Origin of the sequence: Lactiplantibacillus plajomi (assembly GCF_005405405.1) — a bacterium.
Lineage (GTDB): Bacteria > Bacillota > Bacilli > Lactobacillales > Lactobacillaceae > Lactiplantibacillus > Lactiplantibacillus plajomi.
In genome coordinates this window covers 45,212-64,819 of record NZ_BJDZ01000015.1, presented here as the reverse complement: position 1 = coordinate 64,819, position 19,608 = coordinate 45,212, and the positions used below count along the sequence as shown (strand labels likewise).

General features: G+C 49.6%; 23 protein-coding genes and 1 other annotated feature. Of the genes, 11 read left to right on the top strand and 12 right to left on the bottom strand.

All coding sequences use genetic code 11. The features are described from left to right. Nucleotides 1-282 precede the first annotated feature (282 nt). Both FFM82_RS07725 and FFM82_RS07720 read left to right on the top strand, forming a co-directional pair. On the top strand, nucleotides 283-807 hold the full coding sequence (locus FFM82_RS07725) for an NUDIX hydrolase (RefSeq protein WP_225425645.1): 525 nt from the start codon (nucleotides 283-285) through the stop codon (nucleotides 805-807). 39 nt (nucleotides 808-846) lie between these two features. Continuing rightward, nucleotides 847-1,071 (top strand) — a binding site (T-box leader). 50 nt (nucleotides 1,072-1,121) lie between these two features. Next, nucleotides 1,122-2,324 (top strand): MalY/PatB family protein, encoded by a 1,203-nt coding sequence (locus tag FFM82_RS07720; protein ID WP_137645285.1) that lies wholly within the window; start codon nucleotides 1,122-1,124, stop codon nucleotides 2,322-2,324. 60 nt (nucleotides 2,325-2,384) lie between these two features. Here FFM82_RS07720 and FFM82_RS07715 read toward each other — a convergent pair whose 3' ends face one another. The 4 genes from FFM82_RS07715 to FFM82_RS07705 all read right to left on the bottom strand — a co-directional run bounded on the left by FFM82_RS07715 (nucleotide 2,385) and on the right by FFM82_RS07705 (nucleotide 4,550). Next, a complete protein-coding gene (locus FFM82_RS07715; RefSeq protein WP_137645284.1) occupies nucleotides 2,385-3,374 on the bottom strand; it encodes a DNA/RNA non-specific endonuclease in 990 nt (329 codons plus the stop codon). A 115-nt stretch (nucleotides 3,375-3,489) separates the two neighbouring features. Next, nucleotides 3,490-3,660 carry a hypothetical protein gene (locus FFM82_RS13545; RefSeq protein WP_170178252.1) on the bottom strand — a complete coding sequence of 57 codons (171 nt, stop codon included), beginning with the start codon at nucleotides 3,658-3,660 and terminating at the stop codon, nucleotides 3,490-3,492. Between the two features lie 187 nt (nucleotides 3,661-3,847). After that, nucleotides 3,848-4,255: a GtrA family protein gene (locus FFM82_RS07710; RefSeq protein WP_137645283.1), complete on the bottom strand. Its 408-nt coding sequence runs from the start codon at nucleotides 4,253-4,255 to the stop codon at nucleotides 3,848-3,850. A 61-nt stretch (nucleotides 4,256-4,316) separates the two neighbouring features. Next, entirely contained in the window at nucleotides 4,317-4,550 is a 234-nt protein-coding gene (locus FFM82_RS07705) for a hypothetical protein (RefSeq protein ID WP_137645282.1), read from the bottom strand. Nucleotides 4,551-4,735: 185 nt separating this feature from the next. Between FFM82_RS07705 and FFM82_RS07700 the strand changes: the two genes are divergently transcribed. Continuing rightward, nucleotides 4,736-5,215 carry a universal stress protein gene (locus FFM82_RS07700; protein WP_137645281.1) on the top strand — a complete coding sequence of 160 codons (480 nt, stop codon included), beginning with the start codon at nucleotides 4,736-4,738 and terminating at the stop codon, nucleotides 5,213-5,215. Between the two features lie 130 nt (nucleotides 5,216-5,345). On the opposite strand, the gene FFM82_RS07695 is transcribed toward FFM82_RS07700, so the two are convergent. Genes FFM82_RS07695 through FFM82_RS07670 form a run of 6 tightly spaced genes read right to left on the bottom strand, consistent with a single transcriptional unit; the run spans nucleotide 5,346 to nucleotide 10,285 of the window. Next, entirely contained in the window at nucleotides 5,346-6,146 is an 801-nt protein-coding gene (locus tag FFM82_RS07695) for an ABC transporter permease (protein WP_137645280.1), read from the bottom strand. Further along, the gene (locus tag FFM82_RS07690; protein ID WP_137645279.1) at nucleotides 6,136-7,014 is read right to left on the bottom strand and encodes an ATP-binding cassette domain-containing protein; all 879 of its coding nucleotides are present in this window, start codon (nucleotides 7,012-7,014) and stop codon (nucleotides 6,136-6,138) included. Before FFM82_RS07690 ends, FFM82_RS07695 begins: the two co-directional genes overlap by 11 nt. After that, nucleotides 7,011-7,382, bottom strand: coding sequence for a GntR family transcriptional regulator (locus FFM82_RS07685; RefSeq protein WP_137645278.1), 372 nt, complete (start codon nucleotides 7,380-7,382; stop codon nucleotides 7,011-7,013). The genes FFM82_RS07690 and FFM82_RS07685 overlap by 4 nt, the downstream gene beginning before the upstream one ends. A 31-nt stretch (nucleotides 7,383-7,413) precedes the next feature. After that, entirely contained in the window at nucleotides 7,414-7,689 is a 276-nt protein-coding gene (locus FFM82_RS07680; RefSeq protein ID WP_137645277.1) for a hypothetical protein, read from the bottom strand. Between the two features lie 22 nt (nucleotides 7,690-7,711). Next, nucleotides 7,712-9,502, bottom strand: a complete 1,791-nt coding sequence (locus FFM82_RS07675; RefSeq protein WP_137645276.1) for an FtsX-like permease family protein — start codon at nucleotides 9,500-9,502, stop codon at nucleotides 7,712-7,714. A gap of 27 nt (nucleotides 9,503-9,529) precedes the next feature. Then, the gene (locus tag FFM82_RS07670; protein ID WP_137645275.1) at nucleotides 9,530-10,285 is read right to left on the bottom strand and encodes an ABC transporter ATP-binding protein; all 756 of its coding nucleotides are present in this window, start codon (nucleotides 10,283-10,285) and stop codon (nucleotides 9,530-9,532) included. A 269-nt stretch (nucleotides 10,286-10,554) separates the two neighbouring features. Between FFM82_RS07670 and FFM82_RS07665 the strand changes: the two genes are divergently transcribed. Beyond that, nucleotides 10,555-11,529: an asparaginase gene (locus tag FFM82_RS07665; RefSeq protein ID WP_137645274.1), complete on the top strand. Its 975-nt coding sequence runs from the start codon at nucleotides 10,555-10,557 to the stop codon at nucleotides 11,527-11,529. 590 nt (nucleotides 11,530-12,119) lie between these two features. Here the strand turns inward: FFM82_RS07665 and FFM82_RS07660 are convergent. Both FFM82_RS07660 and FFM82_RS07655 read right to left on the bottom strand, forming a co-directional pair. Further along, on the bottom strand, nucleotides 12,120-12,929 hold the full coding sequence (locus FFM82_RS07660; RefSeq protein ID WP_137645273.1) for an alpha/beta hydrolase: 810 nt from the start codon (nucleotides 12,927-12,929) through the stop codon (nucleotides 12,120-12,122). A gap of 34 nt (nucleotides 12,930-12,963) precedes the next feature. Further along, the gene (locus tag FFM82_RS07655; RefSeq protein ID WP_137645272.1) at nucleotides 12,964-13,599 is read right to left on the bottom strand and encodes a carbonic anhydrase family protein; all 636 of its coding nucleotides are present in this window, start codon (nucleotides 13,597-13,599) and stop codon (nucleotides 12,964-12,966) included. 165 nt (nucleotides 13,600-13,764) lie between these two features. Between FFM82_RS07655 and FFM82_RS07650 the strand changes: the two genes are divergently transcribed. The 7 genes from FFM82_RS07650 (at nucleotide 13,765) to purS (ending at nucleotide 19,606) form a co-directional block, all read left to right on the top strand. Beyond that, complete coding sequence (locus tag FFM82_RS07650) at nucleotides 13,765-14,559, top strand: tyrosine-protein phosphatase (protein WP_137645271.1); 795 nt, start codon at nucleotides 13,765-13,767, stop codon at nucleotides 14,557-14,559. Nucleotides 14,560-14,757: 198 nt separating this feature from the next. After that, a complete protein-coding gene (locus tag FFM82_RS07645) occupies nucleotides 14,758-15,363 on the top strand; it encodes an NADPH-dependent FMN reductase (RefSeq protein WP_137645270.1) in 606 nt (201 codons plus the stop codon). Between the two features lie 15 nt (nucleotides 15,364-15,378). Continuing rightward, nucleotides 15,379-16,659 (top strand): NAD(P)H-dependent oxidoreductase, encoded by a 1,281-nt coding sequence (locus FFM82_RS07640; protein WP_137645269.1) that lies wholly within the window; start codon nucleotides 15,379-15,381, stop codon nucleotides 16,657-16,659. A 356-nt stretch (nucleotides 16,660-17,015) separates the two neighbouring features. Then, on the top strand, nucleotides 17,016-17,498 hold the full coding sequence (purE, locus tag FFM82_RS07635; RefSeq protein WP_137645268.1) for a 5-(carboxyamino)imidazole ribonucleotide mutase: 483 nt from the start codon (nucleotides 17,016-17,018) through the stop codon (nucleotides 17,496-17,498). After that, the gene (gene purK, locus FFM82_RS07630; protein WP_137645267.1) at nucleotides 17,482-18,612 is read left to right on the top strand and encodes a 5-(carboxyamino)imidazole ribonucleotide synthase; all 1,131 of its coding nucleotides are present in this window, start codon (nucleotides 17,482-17,484) and stop codon (nucleotides 18,610-18,612) included. Before purE ends, purK begins: the two co-directional genes overlap by 17 nt. Before the next feature lie 3 nt (nucleotides 18,613-18,615). Continuing rightward, the gene (gene purC / locus FFM82_RS07625) at nucleotides 18,616-19,350 is read left to right on the top strand and encodes a phosphoribosylaminoimidazolesuccinocarboxamide synthase (RefSeq protein WP_137645266.1); all 735 of its coding nucleotides are present in this window, start codon (nucleotides 18,616-18,618) and stop codon (nucleotides 19,348-19,350) included. 1 nt (nucleotide 19,351) lies between these two features. Then, entirely contained in the window at nucleotides 19,352-19,606 is a 255-nt protein-coding gene (purS, locus tag FFM82_RS07620) for a phosphoribosylformylglycinamidine synthase subunit PurS (RefSeq protein ID WP_137645265.1), read from the top strand. The last annotated feature ends 2 nt before the right edge of the window (nucleotides 19,607-19,608 follow it).

Sequence of the window (19,608 nt, the reverse complement as noted above, 5' to 3'; positions counted from 1 at the left end):
TGGTCGACTAGATTGTAGCACAGGACGGTATGTCCTTTTGTTGTGCATAAAAAATGGTGTTGATGGTTTTTATCCATCAACACCAAATATCATAGAGCCATGAATTCGGGGGACACGATGGTGGCCGCCGAATTTTTTTATCGGCAAAATTAATATTAAGAATGCAATGCATTTTGTAGAAAGATATTCGGGTAATGGGGTAAAATGAGGATGTCATATTTTTATAGGATGATTAGTTTATCTAGTTAATCTTAACCACTAATGAATAAAGGAAGCGAACCAATGATTGGCGAACAAAATCCACCGTTAGTTATTTGTGGCGTCATCGGTGATCATCAGTCGATGATCGTGAACAAGTGCTTAACGGGTCCCTTTAAAAATCGGTATGATTTGGCCACCGCACCGGTTTTGTACGGCGTATCACTGAGTGCGGTCGTCAGCCAAGTCACCAAGTATCAGACCGGGTTAGCCACCGTCATCGCTAACCAACTCGGCACGGTTCAATTTACCTTACCCGCCCTGGCACCATTGGGCTTTCCCACCACGATGGTTGCCATTTTTTACCAGTTAGAACCGGTTGGCGGACAGTTGATGACCCGGCGGCCGACCTATACCGCGGCCTTGTCAGCCGGCGCCGCCCGCGTTCCGTTAGCCGACTTAAATTGGCAAAATAGCTCGCCGGCCGTCATGCAAGCTAAGCGCTTTTTAAGTACCGGGGCCTTCCCGGTGGCGGATCAAACCGTAGCGGCGTACACACAACCCGATTCCCCCGTTTGGACGACAGCGGTAGCTGATTCGGAAAGTTGACAATTAACGCGTCGCGGTGTAGGTTAGGTGCAACTTGATAATTAAACGTTGATGAGAAGAGTAGCGTGGCTAAGTTGTCCAGCGAGTCAAGGATGGTGTGAATTGACCAAGTTAGCGACGTGAAGATGAGCTCGGAGTTGGCCAGGGTTAACGCTACTGGTCCGGTCGATCGCCGCTATGTCGATCAAACGTAAGCATGCTTATGTGAGTGACAGCTTGAGCTGTAACTTAGGTGGTACCGCGGAGTGTATCTTCGTCCTTGGTTTAGAAAATCAAGGACGATTTTTTTGTTAACGAATAAGGAGTGTTGAATAATGGACCAAGCCACGTTTATTAAGCAGTACGCAACCAACCGCGCCAATACAAATTCACTAAAGTGGGATGCGCTCGATCAGCGTTATGGGAATCCCGACCTGATTGCAATGTGGGTCGCGGATATGGAGTTTCAGGTGCCGCAAGCCGTTACTCAGGCGTTACAAGCCCGGGTGGCCCACGGGATTTACGGGTATTCCTATACCCCAGATAGCTACTACGATGCATTAATCGACTGGGAGCAGCGCCGCCATGGTCTGCGCTTGGAAAAGGACTGGATTCGGTTTGGTACCGGCGTCGTCAATTCGTTGTACGCCCTAATCAATACTTATACACAACCAGGCGACGGCGTGTTGATTTTAACGCCGGTGTACTACCCGTTTTTCAACGCAATTCGTGATAATCACCGCCAGCTGGTCACGTCAGCCCTGGTTAACGACCACGGCCATTATCAAATTGATTTTGACGACGTGGCGGCTAAAATTAAGGCCAACGAGGTGCGGTTATTTATTCAGTGTTCGCCCCATAATCCGGTCGGTCGGATTTGGACGGAAGAAGAGGAGACCAAGTTACTGGCGCTGTGTGAAGAAAATGACGTGCTGGTCATTTCCGATGAAATTCATCAGGACTTGGAAATCGACCGCACGGCCCACCCGTTTATTTCAGCGCTAACGGTAGCCAACGGGCGTTTTGCCGACCGGGTAATCGTCGTCAACGCGCCGTCGAAGACCTTTAATTTGGCGTCGCTTTTAAATTCGCACGTGATCATTGCTAACGAACAGCTGCGAGCGCAATACGACGCCGCAATTAACCGGCTCAGTCAGACCGAAGTCAGCGTGCTCGGTCAAATTGCTGGCGAGGCGGCCTACCGCAATGGGGAGGCCTGGTTGGACCAGATCCTAGCCATTGTTCGGGATAACTACCACTACGTTCAGTCACAATTAGCGGCGCACGCGCCACAAGTTAAAGTCGCGGAGTTACAGGGGACTTACTTAACCTGGCTGGATTTGCGGGCCTGTGTTGATCCGGCGACGATTCACCAGTTTGTGCAGGACCAGTGTGGACTAGCCGTGGATTACGGCGAATGGTTCAGCCCCGACCAGCAGGGCTGTATTCGGTTGAACCTAGCGACTGATCCGAAGTACGTGCACCAGGCGGTACAAAACATTTTGAACGGTATAGCGAGCCTGAAGTCAGCTGATTAAGTCAAAACCGCGGCAGTGCGATTCAAACGAATCGTACTGCCGCGGTTTTTAACTATCCACCTATTTAGCGACCTTGCTCAGGCCGTTGACGTAATTCAATTTCATTCCTGCCTGGGTGTTTGGTAAGTAAACGTTGAAGCGAATCTTGTTGGAGCCGACCGATTGGGCCTGCATCTTAACGCCCCGCGCTAACAGCTCGTGGTTCTTAAAGACCGGGGTGACCCGGTAGCGGACGTAGTGCTTGGGACTTGCCTTTAAGTAGGCGGCAACTTTGTTTTCATACTTGCTCATCCCGGGGTCGTTGAGTTGGCGCGTCCCGGTGATCAAGTTTTTTAAGTTGTTATTTTGACCGGTTAACTGGTAACCAATCAAGTGGCTACGGTTATAGAGCCAACCGGATTTAATGCGCTTGTTATGCCAGCCGGTCGGGTTGACGTAGAGTGCCTGACGCTTGGCTTTCGGCATTAATTTGCGGTTTAGCAGCGCGTTAGCCGGGGTTGCCCGGTTATAAAGGTCTAAGCGCCCGTATTTTTGCCAGGCGCCTTTGCGGGTCGAAAGGGTGGCCTTAGAAAAGCCAGGACGGTTCTTGTTGAGGACCTTGACGCGGTAACGGCTAGCGCCGGCAATGTAAGTACCGCTTGATTTAACTTTCGGCTTTTTCTTGCTAGTGACCTTCTTAGCGGATTTCTTTTTAGTCGTTTTTTTCTTAGCTACTTTTTTCTTAGTGGTTTTCTTTTTGACACTTTTTTTCTTTTTGACGACCCGTTTCTTTTTAGCCGGTTTCTTCTTAGCCGCCTTCTTCTTGGACGTCTTGGCCAGGGTTAAGCCGCGTTTCTTGGCGGTAGTTAGCGAAACGGCGTAAACTTTCTTGGCGTGGTTGAGCCCGCGGTCGTGCCGACTATAAAAATAATGTTTGCCAGTCCGGGTCACGTAAACGGTCCGGGCTTGCGCCACGGTCGCCGGGGCGGCCGCGGTGGCAGTTGTCGTACTTCCTACTAATAGGACGAATACGAGCAACCATTTGAGCCATACTGATGGTGTTCTTTTCATCTGATTCACTCCTCAAAAATAAATAATGGTCCTGAATTCCGTTCCCCCAGAAGCCAAGACCATTAATCATTTTATATTAAGTTGAAAAGAATAACCATTGTTTTTTAGCGGTGCCTTATTGGTGCGTTTTATTATTGAGGTAACGCTTACGGGTAATCTGTCGCCGGATGAAAGAATATGCCATGAGTGCGAGGGTCACTATGACAACCGTAAGCGCCGCCTTAACGAAGCCAAACAGCCATAGGAACGCAGCGATGGCGATGGTACAATAGACGATTAAAAACATGGGGCCCTCCTTCTTTCGTTACGAATGACTAAGTTTATAAAATCATTGTAACCAGCAAAAGTAGTTAAGCCGTGATTGAAGTTTGAATTTTTTGTTAAGTTTACGGCTCAACGTTGACGTCGTTAGCTAACAAAACCGCGCCCACTAGGAAAGACGACCTTTCCAGTGGACGCGGGTAACCATTGCGTTAGCGATTTTTGAAAATGAAGAGTTTGCTGAAGAACCAGTTGAGGACGACGATGATTACTTGGTCGATAAGCTTGACCAGCCAAGGGTTACCACCCAGCCAACTGATCCCAATAATCATGATCAGTTGGTCGATGAAGTAACTGAGGAGTCGAAAACCAAAAAATGAGGTAACTTCTTTCAGTACCGCGCCGGTCGTCGACGTCTGGGCGTCAAAGACCCAGCGTTTATTAGTGACGTAGGCGAAGAGGACCGATAGCAGCCACGCAATCGTGTTTGCGACTAAGTAGGGGGTCCAAAGGTTCGTAATCCCAAAAACGACGTAATTAACCACGGTTGTTAAACCGCCAAAAAATAAGTAAGCCAGCACCGCGTGGTAGCGGCGCCAAAGTTGTTGTAAGGTTCGCATGCTTTCACTCGTTCCGTAATTGATTGCATTCATCGTATCATAAACGGAGCGGGCTCGGCACCTATTTTTGAGCTAAGTGCTGACTAATTGTTTCAAAGGCAGCTCGAGCCGTTTTTAAATCGGTAAAGCGGCTTTGCTGAATAACGTGTGGGCCGAACAGGGTGAGTGCTTTAATGGTCAGTTCAAATGATCTGCGTCTGCGCCGAGCCCGTAGGATTAATGTATAGGCAAGGTCGTCGTTAACCGTAATCGTTCGTTGTGTGATGATACCGGGTTGAATTCTTAATGCAAGCATGTGACCGCCTCCCCAAGCTTCACTGCCTAGTTTAGCCACTCGGTGTAAATGTCTAACGTCGTTTGTGTAAAATCTTTGTAAAGCTAAATTTTACGCCGCCACCGGTTGAAAAGCGGTATGAAAATGACAACGCATTCAAATTCGAAAAATGGTAAAATAAAGTTAGCAGAAAGGGTGTGGCGTAAATGTTACAAGAATATTCCAATATTTTAGTTCCCTTAGATGGTTCCAAACAGGCGGAGGTTGCCCTAAACAAGGCCGTTGCGGTTGCTAAGCGTAATCAAGCCCACGTTGACGTGCTAGCCGTCATCGACCCCGGCCAATTTGGGTACAACTTAGCCGGATTGGCGGACGGCGACATCACTTACCAACTGGTCCAAGACTCGGAGGCTTACCTTAAAGATACGGTGGCCAAGGTCAATCAGGACGGCTTTGACGACATCTCGTTCCATATCCGGATGGGGAGTCCCAAACCAATCATTTCGCAAGACTTTGTTCGTGACCACCACAATGACTTGATCATGATGGGGGCTACCGGTTTAAACGCGGTCGAACGGGTGCTTGAAGGCTCCGTGACAACTTACGTTCAGCGAAACGCACTGACCGATGTCATCGTGGTTAAGACCGATCTGAATAATACCCAGGTTGAACAAAAACGTAAATAATTAGCGTGTAAGTAAAAAACCGTGGGGCAAAAGTCGGCCGACTTTTGCCCCACGGTTTGATTTTTAGCATACGGAAACGCAAAAGAAGCTGTGACTTGGTCACAGCTTCTTTTGCGTCAATTGTTGGCTGCTACTGTTTAATTTTTAAGTGTTGGCTGCAATAGTAAGCTAGGGCGGCCATCACGGCACTCAGCAGTAAGAGGGTGATGGTCGGGACGGTTGGATTGAAAAGGCCAGCCGTTGCGTTTTGCGGGTAGCCAATTAAGAACTTGAAGAAGGCTTCGACGCCGCTGAAATCATAGTTGGAGTAACCGCTCACGTTCGAAATTCCAACCATGAGTAATGAGAACCCGGCGAACGGCAAGATGATGATGATTAGCCATTGCACCCACTTGCTGAAAAGTGCCAAGAAACTCCCAATCAGCATGCCGGCGGTCCCGATTAAAATGTAAAGGATGATTGAGAAAACCGCGCCGGCGAGTAGGTTTACTGCTAAGTTCTTACCTAAAAAGTCGGCGTATAAGCTGTAAGCAGTCTGACTGAGGGCCCGCTGAGTCGTTAGGTTATGCATTGGTGCGTACACGCCGTAGTAGTACAAGCCAACGATGGCTTCACCGAGCACGCTTAAAACCACTAGGCAAATCACCCGGGCTGCCCAATAAGTTCTCCGCGCAATTCCGTTTTGGATTAATAACTTAAAAACGTCGTAGGTGGTGACATTAAGGATGAAAAGAAAAAGCGCTAAAAATGCCCCCAGACTAAAGTTGCCGACTGTTTTTAAAAGGTTAAAGTTCGTAATGTTGCCGGTCACTAAGGCAACCAATAACGGCAGGATTACGAAGATGACCAGCAATGCTAAGTAGCCCTGACCAAGTTGTTTTAATTGTTCAAGGAATAGGTAACGAGTGGTTGCTCGTAATTTAGTTGACATTGGTTGAGACCTCCTTAGTCGTGTTGGTTAAGTTGATAAACAACTTCTGTAAGTCCTGGTTGGCGACTTGCACCGTGTCCGGAATTGGTCGGCTATTATCAAGCGTCCCGTAGACGTAGGTCACCGCGATGCCGGCAAGGTGGTCGGCACCAATGATGTTTAAGCCGGCCGTGTAGCGGTCAACGTCGGCCTGGGGTCCGGAAATGGCGTAGGCTTTGGCCAACACGTCGCTGACGTCACCGTTAATGATGATGCGGTGGTCGTCCAAGACGAAGACGTGTTCAATCAGGTTGGCGACTTCTTCAATTAAGTGGGTCGAAATGACGAAGGTCCGCGGCCGCTCCCCGTAGGCACTCAGGAGTTCCTGATAAAAGAGGTCGCGGTGGTTGGCGTCCAACCCTAGGACCGGTTCATCCAGAAAAACGTAGTCGACCGGTACGCAAAGGGCGATAATTAGTTTAAAAATCGAGCGGTAACCGGTTGAAAGCTTACCAAAGCGAGCGTTCAGGTCTAGCCCGAATTCACCGGCAAGTCGGTGGGCGTAGGCCGTATCAAAACCGCCGTAGAAGTTGGCGGTCTTTTTAAATAGCTGGTCGACCTTATTGCGCGGCGGGTACAGGTTGACTTCACTCATCAGGTAGAGGTTACCTAAGGCGGCGTTGTTTTCATGAACGGACTGGCCGTCCATCGTCACGGCGCCACTGCGGGCGGGGACCCGGTCACTAATGATATTGAGCAAGGTACTTTTACCCGCACCGTTACGACCCAGTAAGCCGTAAATTTTATTCGGTTCGATGGTTAGGTTGAGGTTGTCCAACACGACTTTGCCGTGAAAGGCTTGGTGAACCCCTTTAATTTCGATACTCATGATGCAGAGAACCCCCGTTCGATCAATTCTGATAACTCCTTTTGGGTAATGTGCAGCTTCTGCGCCTCGGTGACCAGTTTTTTGACGTAGTCGTTATAAAACTGGTCGCGCCGTTTTTCAACGATGCGGGCTTGGGCACCCGCAATAACGAACATGCCGACCCCGCGGCGCTTTTCGATTAGGTTAGCGTCGACGAGGATGTTCATGCCCTTTAATACGGTTGCCGGGTTAATGTGGAACTCCTTTGAAATTTCGGTCGTTGAGGGGATTTGTTCACCCTCAGCGAAGGTCTGCGTGAAAATTGCCTCTTCAATTTGATCGGCAACTTGCAAGTAGATCGGCTCCGTACTATTAAAATTAAACTGCATTTCTTTCACCTCATTGCAGTGTGCTTAGCCGTTATTTGGTCGCGACCTTGTGCTGGTTACGGTGCAATTGGCGTTCGGTCCGGTCGATCCTGGCAGCGACCCAGCTAGACAGTAACAGGAGCGTGCCGAGCACGGCGAGTAAGATGTCCTGATGGGAAAGCGGAATCAGCATTGCCAAGGTTCCGCAGGTGGCAAGCCACACGGTCGGCATCAACGCGCCCGGCCAAAATGCTTGCCGGTTCGCCAATCCGTAACGATGTAATGGTGTAACAACGATTAATAAAGCGACTAATCCAAAGTATACCATGATTCATTCCTCCTCTAACAGCTTATCGTAAAACGATGCGGTGATAAATATTAATGGTAATTAGGTAGTAAAGTAGGTACAGACCGGCAAAAATTAGGAATGGTAACCAGATGCCGCTGTACGGTGACGCAATCATCATTAGCTTGAACATTTGTAACCCGAAGAGCACGTGAATGACACCAACGATTCCCGGTAAGACGAACAGCACGGCAATTTCCTTGTTGATGGCTTGGCGGCGTTGCTTTTGCGTGGCGCCAATCTTATCAAGCATGACGTAACGGTGCTGATCGGCGTCCGCGCCGGACAGAATCTTAAACATTAGGCAGCTGGCGAGCATGGCCAGAAAGGCGATTCCGAGGAAGAGGCCCATAAATTCAAGGCCGGAGTACATCCCGTTGACGAGTTTGTAACTCCCGTAACGGCCACCGAGCAGGCCCTTAGCAATTCCCTTGTCGCGCTGTTGGCGGAGGGTGGCGAGGTCTTTTAAGCCGTCCAGGTTCGCCATCAGGTCCTTGGTGGCAAAAATGGTCAGCTGCTGTTCTTTTTGTGGCAGCTTAGCGTAGGCGGTCGCGCTCAGAAAGACTGGGGCCGTTCGTTGGCGGTCACTAGTTTGCAACTGCATCAGTTGGTATAAGTCGTGTGACTTGCTTAAGGCCGCTGATTTTAAGGCTTTTTGGTGGTAATCCAACTGAGCCTGACTGGTCATTTCCGTGATGGTAAACGGCTGTTGGTCAAATTCACTGGCGAGGTAGTAAACGGCCTTCTTATCGGCTTTGAAGTGGTAGGTAGCCTTTTTGACCGGTTTTAACTTCGCAATTTGACGTTTTTCGGTGGCGTTGGCGTCAACGACCCCCATGTCGTAGGCGCTATTCCCGTTGGCCATTAGCGGGGTTTGGGCGTGAAAGCCCATCCCAACGGTAATGGCACCCAGGGCGAGCGCGAAGAGCATTGCCACAATCGACAGCATCTTAGTATAGTTGCGGATGCGGAAACTGAGCTGTGATAAGGTAAAACCGTTTAGCCCGCGTTGGCCGGCTGAAAGCCGTTTTAAGAACAACATCAACCAGACAAAGATGGCGTTAAACAGGAAGTAGGTCCCGAGGACGATGGTGACCAGGGCGAGACCGATTCCGGTAATGTTTAATAACGCTAGGTTGGCCATCGCCCAGTAACCAATCGCAACTAGGATCAGCCCGAGGATGATCTCAATTAGCTGGCGAACCGGCTTCAAACGTGGTCGGTTTGGTTGCTCGTTGCTGTGTAATAACTTAAGCGCCGGCGTCTTGGTCAGGGTAATCAGGTTAAAGAGCCCGGCTAGTAGGAACAGGCCCACGTATAAGAGAAGCGTTGCGATGGCGGCCGGTGTGTGCCAAAACGCAAAGTGGTGCAGCGTTAGGTCCAAAGTGTTGATCAACAATTTACCGATGCCGGCAGTTAGCGCGGTTCCCAGAATAATCCCGACGATGGTGGCCGAAATCCCAACTAATAAGGTTTCTAACCAAATCAACTGGCCAATTTTTCCCTTCCGTGCACCGACTAACATGAAAAGACCGTAGTCGCGCTTGCGCATACTGAGTAGAAATGAGTTGGCGTAACTGATGTAGACCAGCGTGATAATCGTCAGTAGGACTGCACCGAATTGGAAAATAATGCCGATCATTGAGATGCTGCTATTTTGCTTCAAAAATTCTTGGTTAGTGGCCAAGGCTTCAAACATGTAGAAGATGGCGCTGGACATGATCAACCCGGAAAAGAGGACCAGGTAATCACGCCAACGGTTTTTGAAACCGGTCATGGCAAGTTTAGTTAACATAGTAGAAAGTACTCCTTTTTGGCGAAATTACTGTTCGAAGGTTCCGAGGTTATCCAGAATTTGTTGGTAAAAGTCGGCACGGGATTGTTCACCGCGGTGCAGTTCTTGACCGATGCGCCCGTCTTTAATGAACAGGATGCGTTGGCAATAGCTGGCGGAAAACGGGTCGTGGGTGACGAGTAAGATTGAGACCGCGCGTTCTTGGTTGATCTTAGTAAATAAGTCCAGTAGTTCGCGAGCCGACTTCGAATCCAAGGCGCCGGTCGGTTCGTCACCGAATAGCATTGCGGGTTCGTTGATCAGTGCCTGGGCGGCCGCGACGCGTTGCTTTTGCCCACCGGATAACTCGTTAGGGTAGTTGTTCAAGAATTCAGCGATGCCAAGCTGGGTCGCTACGGCTTCAACGGCCGGCTTGATTTTCTTACTGGCCACGTTTTGCAGGGTTAACGGTAAGGCAATGTTTTCAAAGGCGGTCATGGTTTCAAGCAAGTTGAAGTCTTGGAAGATAAAGCCAATTTCTTTCGCGCGAAAGTCGGCGAGTTGGTTCCCTTTTAAGTGGGTGATCGGTTGTTGATGAATGGTGACCTCGCCGCTAGTGGGCTTGTCGAGGGTGGCGAGCATGTTTAACAAGGTCGTTTTCCCCGAACCGGAGGCCCCCATGATACCGACGAATTCGCCGGGTTGGACGTCAAAGTCGATGCCTTTAAGCGCCTCGTACTGCTTGGTGCCGGGCTTGCCGTAAGTTTTGTGTAGGTCACTGACCGTCATAATTGGGGTTGTCATGGTAGTTACTCCTTTAAGTGTTTGTTAGTTTGTTACTTGGTTAATTACTTGTGTAACTAACTATAAAAGTAAATAACCTTTTTGTCAATCACCGACGTCTGATTATTTGACTAAGTGGGCAACATCCTTGGTACACCGGCGTTCAACTCCCGATTAGAATTTAATGAGCAGTCCGCTAATGACGGATAAACTCACTCACTTTTAATGTAAATGGGGAAGAGCTAGCCTAAAATATAGGTACTAAACTGCTTTAATGATGGAGGTTAATTTTGAAAAAAATACTCGTACTGCATACCGGTGGGACGATTGCGATGTCGGCGGACGCTGCCGGCAACGTGGTCCCCGGTGCGGAAAATCCGCTGGACCACTACCAAAGTTCGTTTGGCGCGGATATTCAATTAGAAACCGAAGACGTGTTTAACCTCCCGTCACCGCACATTACGCCGGCCCGGATGCTAGAATTAAAGCAACGCATCGACCGGGCGGCGCGTGAAGGGGTCGACGGGGTCGTGGTGACCCACGGAACCGATACGTTGGAAGAAACGGCCTACTTTTTAGACCTGACCCTCCCGAACGAATTGGCCGTTGTGGTGACCGGCGCGATGCGGTCGGCAAATGAGATTGGGTCGGACGGCTTACACAACTTGGAAACAGCGATCCAAACGGCGAGTTCGCCGGACGCCGCTGATAAGGGGGTCTTAGTCGTGATGAACGATGAAATCCATTCGGCCCGCTACGTGACTAAGACCCACACGACCAACGTTGCAACTTTTCGTACACCGACCTTTGGCCCGATTGGACTAGTTGCCAAGCAGGGGGTCGTTTTCTTCGAAACGTTGTTACGGTCGACGGTTTGTCCGGTTCAAAAGGTGAGTGCAAACGTCTTTTTAATCAAGGCGTACGCCGGCATGGGACCGGAACTTTTTGACGCAATTGCGCAACCGACGACCAACGGCGTCGTGATTGAGGCGCTTGGGGCCGGTAACTTACCGCCGGCGACCTTACCAGCGGTTCAAAAGTTACTGGATATGAACATTCCGGTCGTGCTGGTTTCCCGCTGCTTTAACGGTATCGCCCAGGACGTCTACGCCTATGAAGGTGGCGGCGTGCAGCTGAAAAAGATGGGTGTGATTTTCTGTCAGGGCTTAAACGGCCAAAAGGCGCGGATCAAATTGCTAGTCGGCGTTAGCGCCGGCATGGCGGCCGATGAACTGGCCCGTTTCGTGGCAACGGCTAATTCGTGAGAATCAGGATAGAAAAAACCTGGCGATACCCATGCACGTAGCATTTTATTCTTTGCTATTCAGAACATGATTCGCCAACAGGCTGCCGTTCTTAATCACATTGTTGATTACTCTTACGGGTTAAAAAAAGAACCTTATCTCAAACGAGATAAGGTCGCAGTGGTGGCCTGCATGAATAAGGCGGTCAAATGTCTTTTTGCCATGGTAAAGGCCAACCGATTGTATGATTACTCATACTACGGACTTGCGGTCCAATAAAGTCCATACCTTATAATTTAATTTTAACTGTCTCCCAATGAGTGATATTTCCAATTTCAATCATTGGGAGACTGTTTAGTTTACGCTCATTTAGCCGTGAGGGCGGTCCTAAAGTGGCTCAGTGGTGTCGTTTGCGTTAGTCGGGGTCTTTTCCCGACTTACCCAAAGACCGAGCTTTAAGCCAAGTGGGTTGCTTGGCTTAAAGTCGTGTCCACCACGTTCCAGCCACTTTAGGACCAACCGGCAAGGCGGCAAGTTTCCACTATCCGGGCTTGACAATCGTAGGAAGGGGGCGGTGACTAATGTCACAGCCCCCTGTTTTGAGCTTGAAACTATTGGTTAACTAAATTTTGACGAACGAGCCGTGCGACGTACCGTTCTTGTAGCAACGTCCCGTGACTGATGTTTTTTAAATTGACCGTCATTTGGGTATAGCGGGTCTGCCCGTTCATAAATAGTTTTCCGCCGGCGGTAACGCTAGTTAGTGGAACGACGTTATCGTCGCCGTGACTAGTGTCGCCAGCCACGTTGACGACCGCGTGTAAGCTTTTAAAAGCGTTTCGGTGGGTCATTAATGGCTGGTAGAGTTGGTTATCGGGGTGCTGCGCGTCGGTACCCCGAAACGGCGTTCCCAGTAACATTAGGTCGTGAATTTTAACCGGGGTACTTGCGGCGAGGTTGGCCACGTAGCGACTCCAGATCAGGCCACCGTTCGAGTAGCCTAACGCGTTGGCCGTTTTTAAGTGCAGTTGGCGCTTGATAGTTGTCAGCGCCTTGGCCAAGCCGTCCGTTTGCTTGACGATGTTGGCGTTACTGTCGGTACTGTCTTCGAAGAAAATTACGATCAACGTATCGTTTAACGCCGTGTTCTTGACCCGCTTTGACTGGACCTTGACTTGTTGATCAGCGGTGACCGTCACGTTGACGACCGGGTGGGGGTGCTGGGCCGTCAGTGATTTAATGATGGCATCAAAATCGGTCTTAGTACTATTACTCCCAGCTACCATAATTAGTGGACGCCGCTGCTGGGTCATGACGTGACTGGAGCGGTCGCGGTTAAGCTGGGTTGCGAGTCCCAACCCGATGACGAGTAGCAGAAAGGTCCCGCAAGCGACTAACCCCCAGATGAATTTTTTCGGCATACTGCCACCTCACTTTTAAAAGATAGGTAGAAAATTAGAACCGTTCGGCAATGATCGGCCGGTCGTTAGTGGGCTGAATTTCGCGGGCGTTCGGCGCGAATAATTGCTGGTAACGGGCGAGTTGGTCGCGCCCAATCATGACGCTGTCTGCGCAAACGTACCATTCGACCGTTTCGCTCAGTGGCGGGGTCGTCAGGGAGCCGAGGTAGTGGTAGACCGTCCCGGTCAGTGGCAGTAACGCCGTTAAGTTAACCGGCTCGGTCAGGTCGTGGCTCGCATTCGGGGTGACTTGATCGAGCAACGCTTCAAAGCTAGCGTTCGGCTTGCCAATCCGGCCTAAGACGGCGATAACGGCGATCTGGCCGCTGGCACTTTGGTGAACTAGGTGCCATTCGATTGGTGCCCGTTGACCGTCGATGACGTGTTCCGCGGGGGTATGGAAGTGAAGTTGCTGGAAATCAAAGTCGCGGTCGTTCAAGTAAGTGGCACCGTTGCCACTTACTTTGAGGGTGGTTGCCTCCCCGGCAATGTGGGTCGCTTGGTAGAGTGCTCGCCAACTAATAGCGGCGAGTTGGGATGGTTGTGCCGCTGCCGACTCAATGGTGATCGGCGACTGCCGTTGTTGGCCGGTGAACGGCCAGGCGGACTGGTTTGAATAGTCTAATTGCATGGATAGGACCCTCCAAGATTCCGAATTTTGGACGCAAACGTCCAGTGCTACGTTCTTATTTTCTCACGGCGGGGAACTTTGTCAATTATTGGTAGTTCTTTCTTCGGTCGACCAGTGTGCAATGTTAGAATGGTGGTGTGAAACTTTAAAGAAGAGGTGGCAACGATGATATCCAAAGACCGAATTTTAACCATGGAAAAAGGAATTAATTTTCGTGAGTTAGGTGGCTATCCCACAAAGGACGGCCGTAAGACCAAGTGGCATAAGGTGATCCGGACGGGGAGTCTCAGTGATTTGACCGCACTTGACCAGCAAAAGTTAGATGCTTACGGCGTGCGCTACGATGTTGATTTTCGCTCGCCGAAGGAAGTGCTAGAGGCGCCTGACCGGGTCCCGGGCAACGCCAAGTACGTTTACGCCCCGGTGTTTAACGTGGATGAAACTAAGAACTCGGACGGCGAAGATAAGATGACCGCTAACTTAGAAAAACACCCGGATAGTGGCTTTAGCCACATGTTGAAAGTCTACCGGATGATTGTGACGGAACAGCACGCTAAGGATGAATACCTGCGCTTTTTCGACACGTTACTGGCCAACGACCAACCGGATGACGTCCTGTTATTCCACTGTACGGCCGGAAAGGACCGGACCGGGATGGGTGCCGTTTTCCTATTAACCGCACTGGGCGTTGATTTTGACACGATTCGGACGGATTACTTACTGACGAACGAAGCTTCGGCAAAGCGGATTCGGCACGCAACCAAAAAAGCTCAGGAAAAGGGGGCTTCGGCCGAAACCGTGGCGAGTCTGCGGGCACTGTGGTCGGTTGACGAAGCGTACTTAAATGCGGCGATGACTGAAATTGAACGCCAATCCGGTAACTTGGAACATTATTTACGAACCGAATTAAAATTGACCAAGGCAGAAATCGAAAAATTACGTCAACTCTATTTAGATTAGGCGCTTTGTGGCTTCTGCCACAAGCTAAGGCTTTCAAGCTTTCCGAACGGAATTGGACAAATCTTGATTGCCCTTTTAAAATGAAAATTGTAACCGCTTAAAATTGTTTTGATTTTTATCGTGAAATCCATTACAATATAGTTGTTGATTACTAATATATATATTTTTAGATTATTTTAATGTGAAGGAGTGCTTCAGATGCAAAAGTTTATTGCGATGGTTGGAACTAACTCAACTAACTCGACGAACCGTAAATTATTGACGTACATTCAACGCCACTTTGCGGATAAGGCTGAGATTGAATTAATGGAAATTAAGGATTTACCATTATTTAATAAGCCGGAAGACCGGAAAGTACCCGCAGTGGTCACGGAAATGGCGAATAAGATCGATGCCGCTGACGGGGTGATCATTAGTACGCCGGAATACGACCATTCCGCACCGGCTGCGCTGATGAACGCACTGGAATGGTTATCATTCCACATTACACCGTTCATTGACAAACCGGTGATGATTGTTGGGGCTTCATACGGGGCGTTAGGAACTTCCCGTGCCCAGGAACATTTACGCCAGATCTTGGACGCACCGGAATTACGCGCCCGGATCATGCCAAGCTCTGAATACTTCTTGGCGCACTCACTACAAGCTTTTGACGATGATGGTAATTTAGTTGACGAACAAAATATTAAGAAGTTAGACGGCTTGTTCGCCGACTTCCAAATTTTCGTTAAAATTTCGGATCAATTAAAGAATGCACACGGTGCGAACTATGAAGAAGTTCGTAATCTTGACTGGAATAAATAGAGGGGAGTTTCTTTCATGAAATTAGTTGGAATTGCGGGAACGATCGAAGACCATTCCTATAACCGGACGTTATTAAAGTTTATGGCTAACCACTTCAGCGACCAAGTGGATATTGAAGTGCTAGACATTCAAGATGTGCCGCTGTTCAATCAAAGTGACGACCAGACGGACGGGGCGCCGGTTCAATATTTGAAGCGCAAAATCGAAGGGGCCGACGGGGTGATCCTGGCAACGCCTGAACATAACCACACGACGACGGCGGCTATGAAGAGTGTCCTCGAATGGCTCTCATTTAAGATTCACCCACTGGCAGGCAAACCAGTCATGATCGTTGGGGCCTCCTACTTTGACCAAGGGTCGTCGCGAGCACAGTTGAATTTACGGCAAATCTTGGAATCTCCAGGCGTGGACGCCAACGTTTTCCCTGGTAATGAATTCTTGCTGGGCAACGTTCGCGACGCTTTCGATGATCAGAACAACTTGAAGGACGACAAGACGATCAGTTTCTTAAGCAGTACTTTGAAGAAGTTCTTGACGTTCGTGACGACCATCAACGATATGAACGCTAAAGTCGCGGCCGCCGATTGGGAAAGTGAAGACCTTGGCGCCCATGGCCACGTGGATACCACCATTGACGGTCTTGATATGCACGCTGCTGACTGGGTCGACCAAGCGACGAAGAAGACCAACGCCGTTTCCGGTGATACCTACGTTCGCTTGGATTGTGGGGTTCTAACTGTTGACCAATTGAATTACTTCTTGAACTCGATGCCGATGGAACTCACTTACGTGGATGCCAATAACCAGTTCCTGTACTATAACCACCAGACCGACCCCGAAAACATGTCGGCAAAGCGGGCACCCGCTCAAGTTGGGAACCCGATTGAAGATTGCCACCCGAAGCGTGCAATTCCACACGTTAAGCAGGCGGTGCACATTTTGCGGAGTGGTCAGACCGACCTCTTCAAGTTGCCGGTGCCAAGTGACGGCTCTAAAGCAGATATGCACTATTACCAAGCCATGCACGACAAGGACGGAAACTACGCCGGGATCAACGAATTTGTTCTCGATATCTTGCCGATCGTTAAGTACTACTTGGGCTTGACGGGGCAAAAGTTGGTTAAGGACCCGAACGCGACCGACGCTTTGACCGGTGCTTCTAAGAAGAGCGACGATGCAAAGCCGGATGACGTTTCTGGTGCCTCCGCCAATACTGACGAAGCGCCCGCTGAAAAGCCTGCCGAAGAACCAAAGCCAGACGTTGACAGTGTTTCCGGTGCCTCAGCTAACAACTAAAGTTTATTAAGTTCAAAAACTTCCACCCATTTTTTACGGGTGGAAGTTTTTTGCGTTTAACCGGGATTGTTAGGATACGTTGGTTCTAATAAAAAGCAAAAAAGATTGTTCGTGTTTTTAACTATTAAATAATTTATATTTCAAACTTGATGATAAAGTTGTTAAAATGCGTACGAAGGGCAACTAAACCGCTTTCATACTTCGGATAGAAGGTTAAGACGACTTAATAAGATTAATACTGCGATAGCTAAACACGAACAATAAAAAGTTAATATCCCGATAAAGTTAAGAAATTCGTTGACAAGGATTCTAGTAGTTGCTAAACTAATGTTGAAAACAAGGAAAGAGGGATTCAAATGGCAAAAGTTGGGTTGATCATGGGGTCGATTTCCGATTGGCCGACCATGCAAGTGGCCGCCAAACAGTTAACGGCGATGGGAATCACCTATGAGCGCCACGTGATCTCCGCGCACCGGATGCCGCAAACGTTACAAACGTATGGTGAAGCGGCCGTTCAAAACGGGTTGCAAGTCATTATTGCGGGTGCGGGCGGTGCCGCCCATTTACCAGGGATGCTAGCGGCCAACACGGTTTTACCAGTAATCGGGGTACCCGTTAAGACGCGGGCGCTGAACGGCGTCGATTCATTACTTTCAATTGTTCAGATGCCCGGGGGCGTTCCGGTCGCCACGATGGCCATCGGTGAGGCCGGTGCGAAGAACGCGGCGTTAATGGCAGCACAAATTATTGGTTTACAAGACGCAACAGTCCAACGAGCGGTAGTTGATTTTCGCGAACATCAACGACAGGAGGCTGAACAAAGTGAGCGCCAATTCTAAAAAAGTCATTTTACCACCAGCAACGATTGTCATCGTGGGCGGTGGCCAGCTTGGTCAGATGATGGCTCTGAGCGCTAAATCAATGGGCTATAAGGTTGGGGTGCTGGATCCGACACCCCAAGCCCCAGCGGCGCAGGTCGCAGATTTTCAAATCACGGCGGATTATCAGGACCAGGGTGCCCTGATGGACTTAGTAAAACGCAGTGATGTTCTAACTTATGAGTTTGAGAACGTGGATGAAGCGGCGCTGAACGCCGCAACGCAGTACGCACAGTTACCGCAGGGGACCGCGTTATTACATATAACCGGGAACCGGCTGAATGAAAAGCAATTTTTACATGATCACGGTATCCCGGTCACGCCGTTTGCACCGGTGACGGATCAGCAAACGCTGAATTTTGCGATTAACCGCGTTGGCACCCCGGCGATCTTGAAGACCGTCAGTGGGGGCTACGACGGTCACGGGCAAACCGACTTGAATCAACCAGCGGTTACCGCAGAAGCGCTGGCGCTCCTCCAGCACCCGTGCATTTTGGAAGCACGGCAGGAGTTCCGGACGGAAGTTTCGATGATGGTCACGCGTAGCGCTAACGGGGTCGTAACGACCTTCCCGTTAGTGGAAAATCGCCATCAGCACCATATTTTACACACCACGATCGCGCCGGCGAACGTTCGGCCGGTCGTGCACGCCGCGGCGGCTAAAATCGCGGTTTCGATTGCCAACGCGCTGGGGTTGCGCGGTGTCTTAGGGATTGAATTCTTCGTTCTCCCGGATGACAGTTTACTCGTGAACGAACTCGCCCCAAGACCTCACAATTCCGGGCATTATACGATTGAGGCCTGCAACATTTCACAATTTGAAGCCCATATCCGTAGTATTTGTGGTTTGCCGATTCCACCGATCGTTCAACGAACCCCGGCAGTTATGCGTAATTTATTAGGGGCGGACCTCACGCTTGCACGTGAACAACTCGTTGACCATCCCGAATGGCACTTTCACGACTACGGGAAAGCTGAAATCAAGCCCCAACGCAAAATGGGCCATATCACCGTTTTAAATGAGGATTTGGACGCCGCGCTAGCAACGCTGGCAGATTTGAAGGGAGAACGCTAAGTAATGACGGTAACTTATGAAAAGGGTAACTTATTGTATACCGGTAAAGCTAAGGAAATGTACACCACCAACGACCCCGACGTTTTATGGGTTGAATACTTGGACCAAGCCACGGCGCTGAATGGTAAGCGCAAGGTCGCAATCGATGAAAAGGGCCTGTTGAATAACCGGATTTCCAGCTTGATTTTTAAGGACCTTGCTCGCCACGGCATCGCCAACCACTTTATTGAACAACTGTCCGACCACGTGCAGATCGTTCGGCGGGTCAAGATGATTCCGTTGGAAACGGTCGTGCGCAACGCTGCTTCGGGCAGTTTTGAACGTAAATTTGCGGTGCCGCACCTAACTAAATTTGCCGAACCGGTCCTCGAATTTTTCTATAAGAGTGACGCGCTCGATGATCCGTTCATCAATGATTCTCAGGTCGCCGCTTTAAAGGTGGCGGACGCTGCCACGGTCGCCGAAATGAAGCGTCAGGCGCTCTTAGTTAACCAGCGCTTACAAGCAATCTTTGCCGCCATGAACGTCCAGTTAGTTGATTTTAAAATCGAATTTGGTTTGACCAGTGATGGCAAGGTGCTCTTGGCGGATGAAATTTCGCCGGATAGTTGCCGGTTAGTTGATGAGGCGACCCAGCAGTCGTTAGATAAGGACGTTTTTCGGAAGAACTTGGGTGATTTGACGACCGTTTATCAGGAAGTGTTACAACGGTTAGCGACCGTTGAGGAGGGCCAATAACATGTACTTAGTAAAAATTTATGTGACCTACAAACAATCAATTCTGGATCCTAAGGGTGAAGCGGTTAACGACGCGTTGCACCGTTTAGGCTATACCAACGTTGAAAACGTTGAACTTGGCAAGTATTTTGAAATTAAATTACACGCAGACGACCGGCCGGTAGCCGCCGAAGTCGACGAAATGTGTGACCGCCTATTAGCCAACGTTAACATGGAAACTTACCGTTACGAAATTACCGAGATGGAGGCGTTATAGCC

Bases quoted from the DNA above. Each gene is read 5' to 3' on its own strand.
- FFM82_RS07725 (WP_225425645.1), top strand. From the start codon at position 283: ATGATTGGCGAACAAAATCCACCGTTAGTTATTTGTGGCGTCATCGGT.
- FFM82_RS07720 (WP_137645285.1), top strand. From the start codon at position 1,122: ATGGACCAAGCCACGTTTATTAAGCAGTACGCAACCAACCGCGCCAAT.
- FFM82_RS07715 (WP_137645284.1), bottom strand. From the start codon at position 3,374: ATGAAAAGAACACCATCAGTATGGCTCAAATGGTTGCTCGTATTCGTC.
- FFM82_RS13545 (WP_170178252.1), bottom strand. From the start codon at position 3,660: ATGTTTTTAATCGTCTATTGTACCATCGCCATCGCTGCGTTCCTATGG.
- FFM82_RS07710 (WP_137645283.1), bottom strand. From the start codon at position 4,255: ATGCGAACCTTACAACAACTTTGGCGCCGCTACCACGCGGTGCTGGCT.
- FFM82_RS07705 (WP_137645282.1), bottom strand. From the start codon at position 4,550: ATGCTTGCATTAAGAATTCAACCCGGTATCATCACACAACGAACGATT.
- FFM82_RS07700 (WP_137645281.1), top strand. From the start codon at position 4,736: ATGTTACAAGAATATTCCAATATTTTAGTTCCCTTAGATGGTTCCAAA.
- FFM82_RS07695 (WP_137645280.1), bottom strand. From the start codon at position 6,146: ATGTCAACTAAATTACGAGCAACCACTCGTTACCTATTCCTTGAACAA.
- FFM82_RS07690 (WP_137645279.1), bottom strand. From the start codon at position 7,014: ATGAGTATCGAAATTAAAGGGGTTCACCAAGCCTTTCACGGCAAAGTC.
- FFM82_RS07685 (WP_137645278.1), bottom strand. From the start codon at position 7,382: ATGCAGTTTAATTTTAATAGTACGGAGCCGATCTACTTGCAAGTTGCC.
- FFM82_RS07680 (WP_137645277.1), bottom strand. From the start codon at position 7,689: ATGGTATACTTTGGATTAGTCGCTTTATTAATCGTTGTTACACCATTA.
- FFM82_RS07675 (WP_137645276.1), bottom strand. From the start codon at position 9,502: ATGTTAACTAAACTTGCCATGACCGGTTTCAAAAACCGTTGGCGTGAT.
- FFM82_RS07670 (WP_137645275.1), bottom strand. From the start codon at position 10,285: ATGACAACCCCAATTATGACGGTCAGTGACCTACACAAAACTTACGGC.
- FFM82_RS07660 (WP_137645273.1), bottom strand. From the start codon at position 12,929: ATGCCGAAAAAATTCATCTGGGGGTTAGTCGCTTGCGGGACCTTTCTG.
- FFM82_RS07655 (WP_137645272.1), bottom strand. From the start codon at position 13,599: ATGCAATTAGACTATTCAAACCAGTCCGCCTGGCCGTTCACCGGCCAA.
- FFM82_RS07650 (WP_137645271.1), top strand. From the start codon at position 13,765: ATGATATCCAAAGACCGAATTTTAACCATGGAAAAAGGAATTAATTTT.
- FFM82_RS07645 (WP_137645270.1), top strand. From the start codon at position 14,758: ATGCAAAAGTTTATTGCGATGGTTGGAACTAACTCAACTAACTCGACG.
- FFM82_RS07640 (WP_137645269.1), top strand. From the start codon at position 15,379: ATGAAATTAGTTGGAATTGCGGGAACGATCGAAGACCATTCCTATAAC.
- purE (WP_137645268.1), top strand. From the start codon at position 17,016: ATGGCAAAAGTTGGGTTGATCATGGGGTCGATTTCCGATTGGCCGACC.
- purC (WP_137645266.1), top strand. From the start codon at position 18,616: ATGACGGTAACTTATGAAAAGGGTAACTTATTGTATACCGGTAAAGCT.
- purS (WP_137645265.1), top strand. From the start codon at position 19,352: ATGTACTTAGTAAAAATTTATGTGACCTACAAACAATCAATTCTGGAT.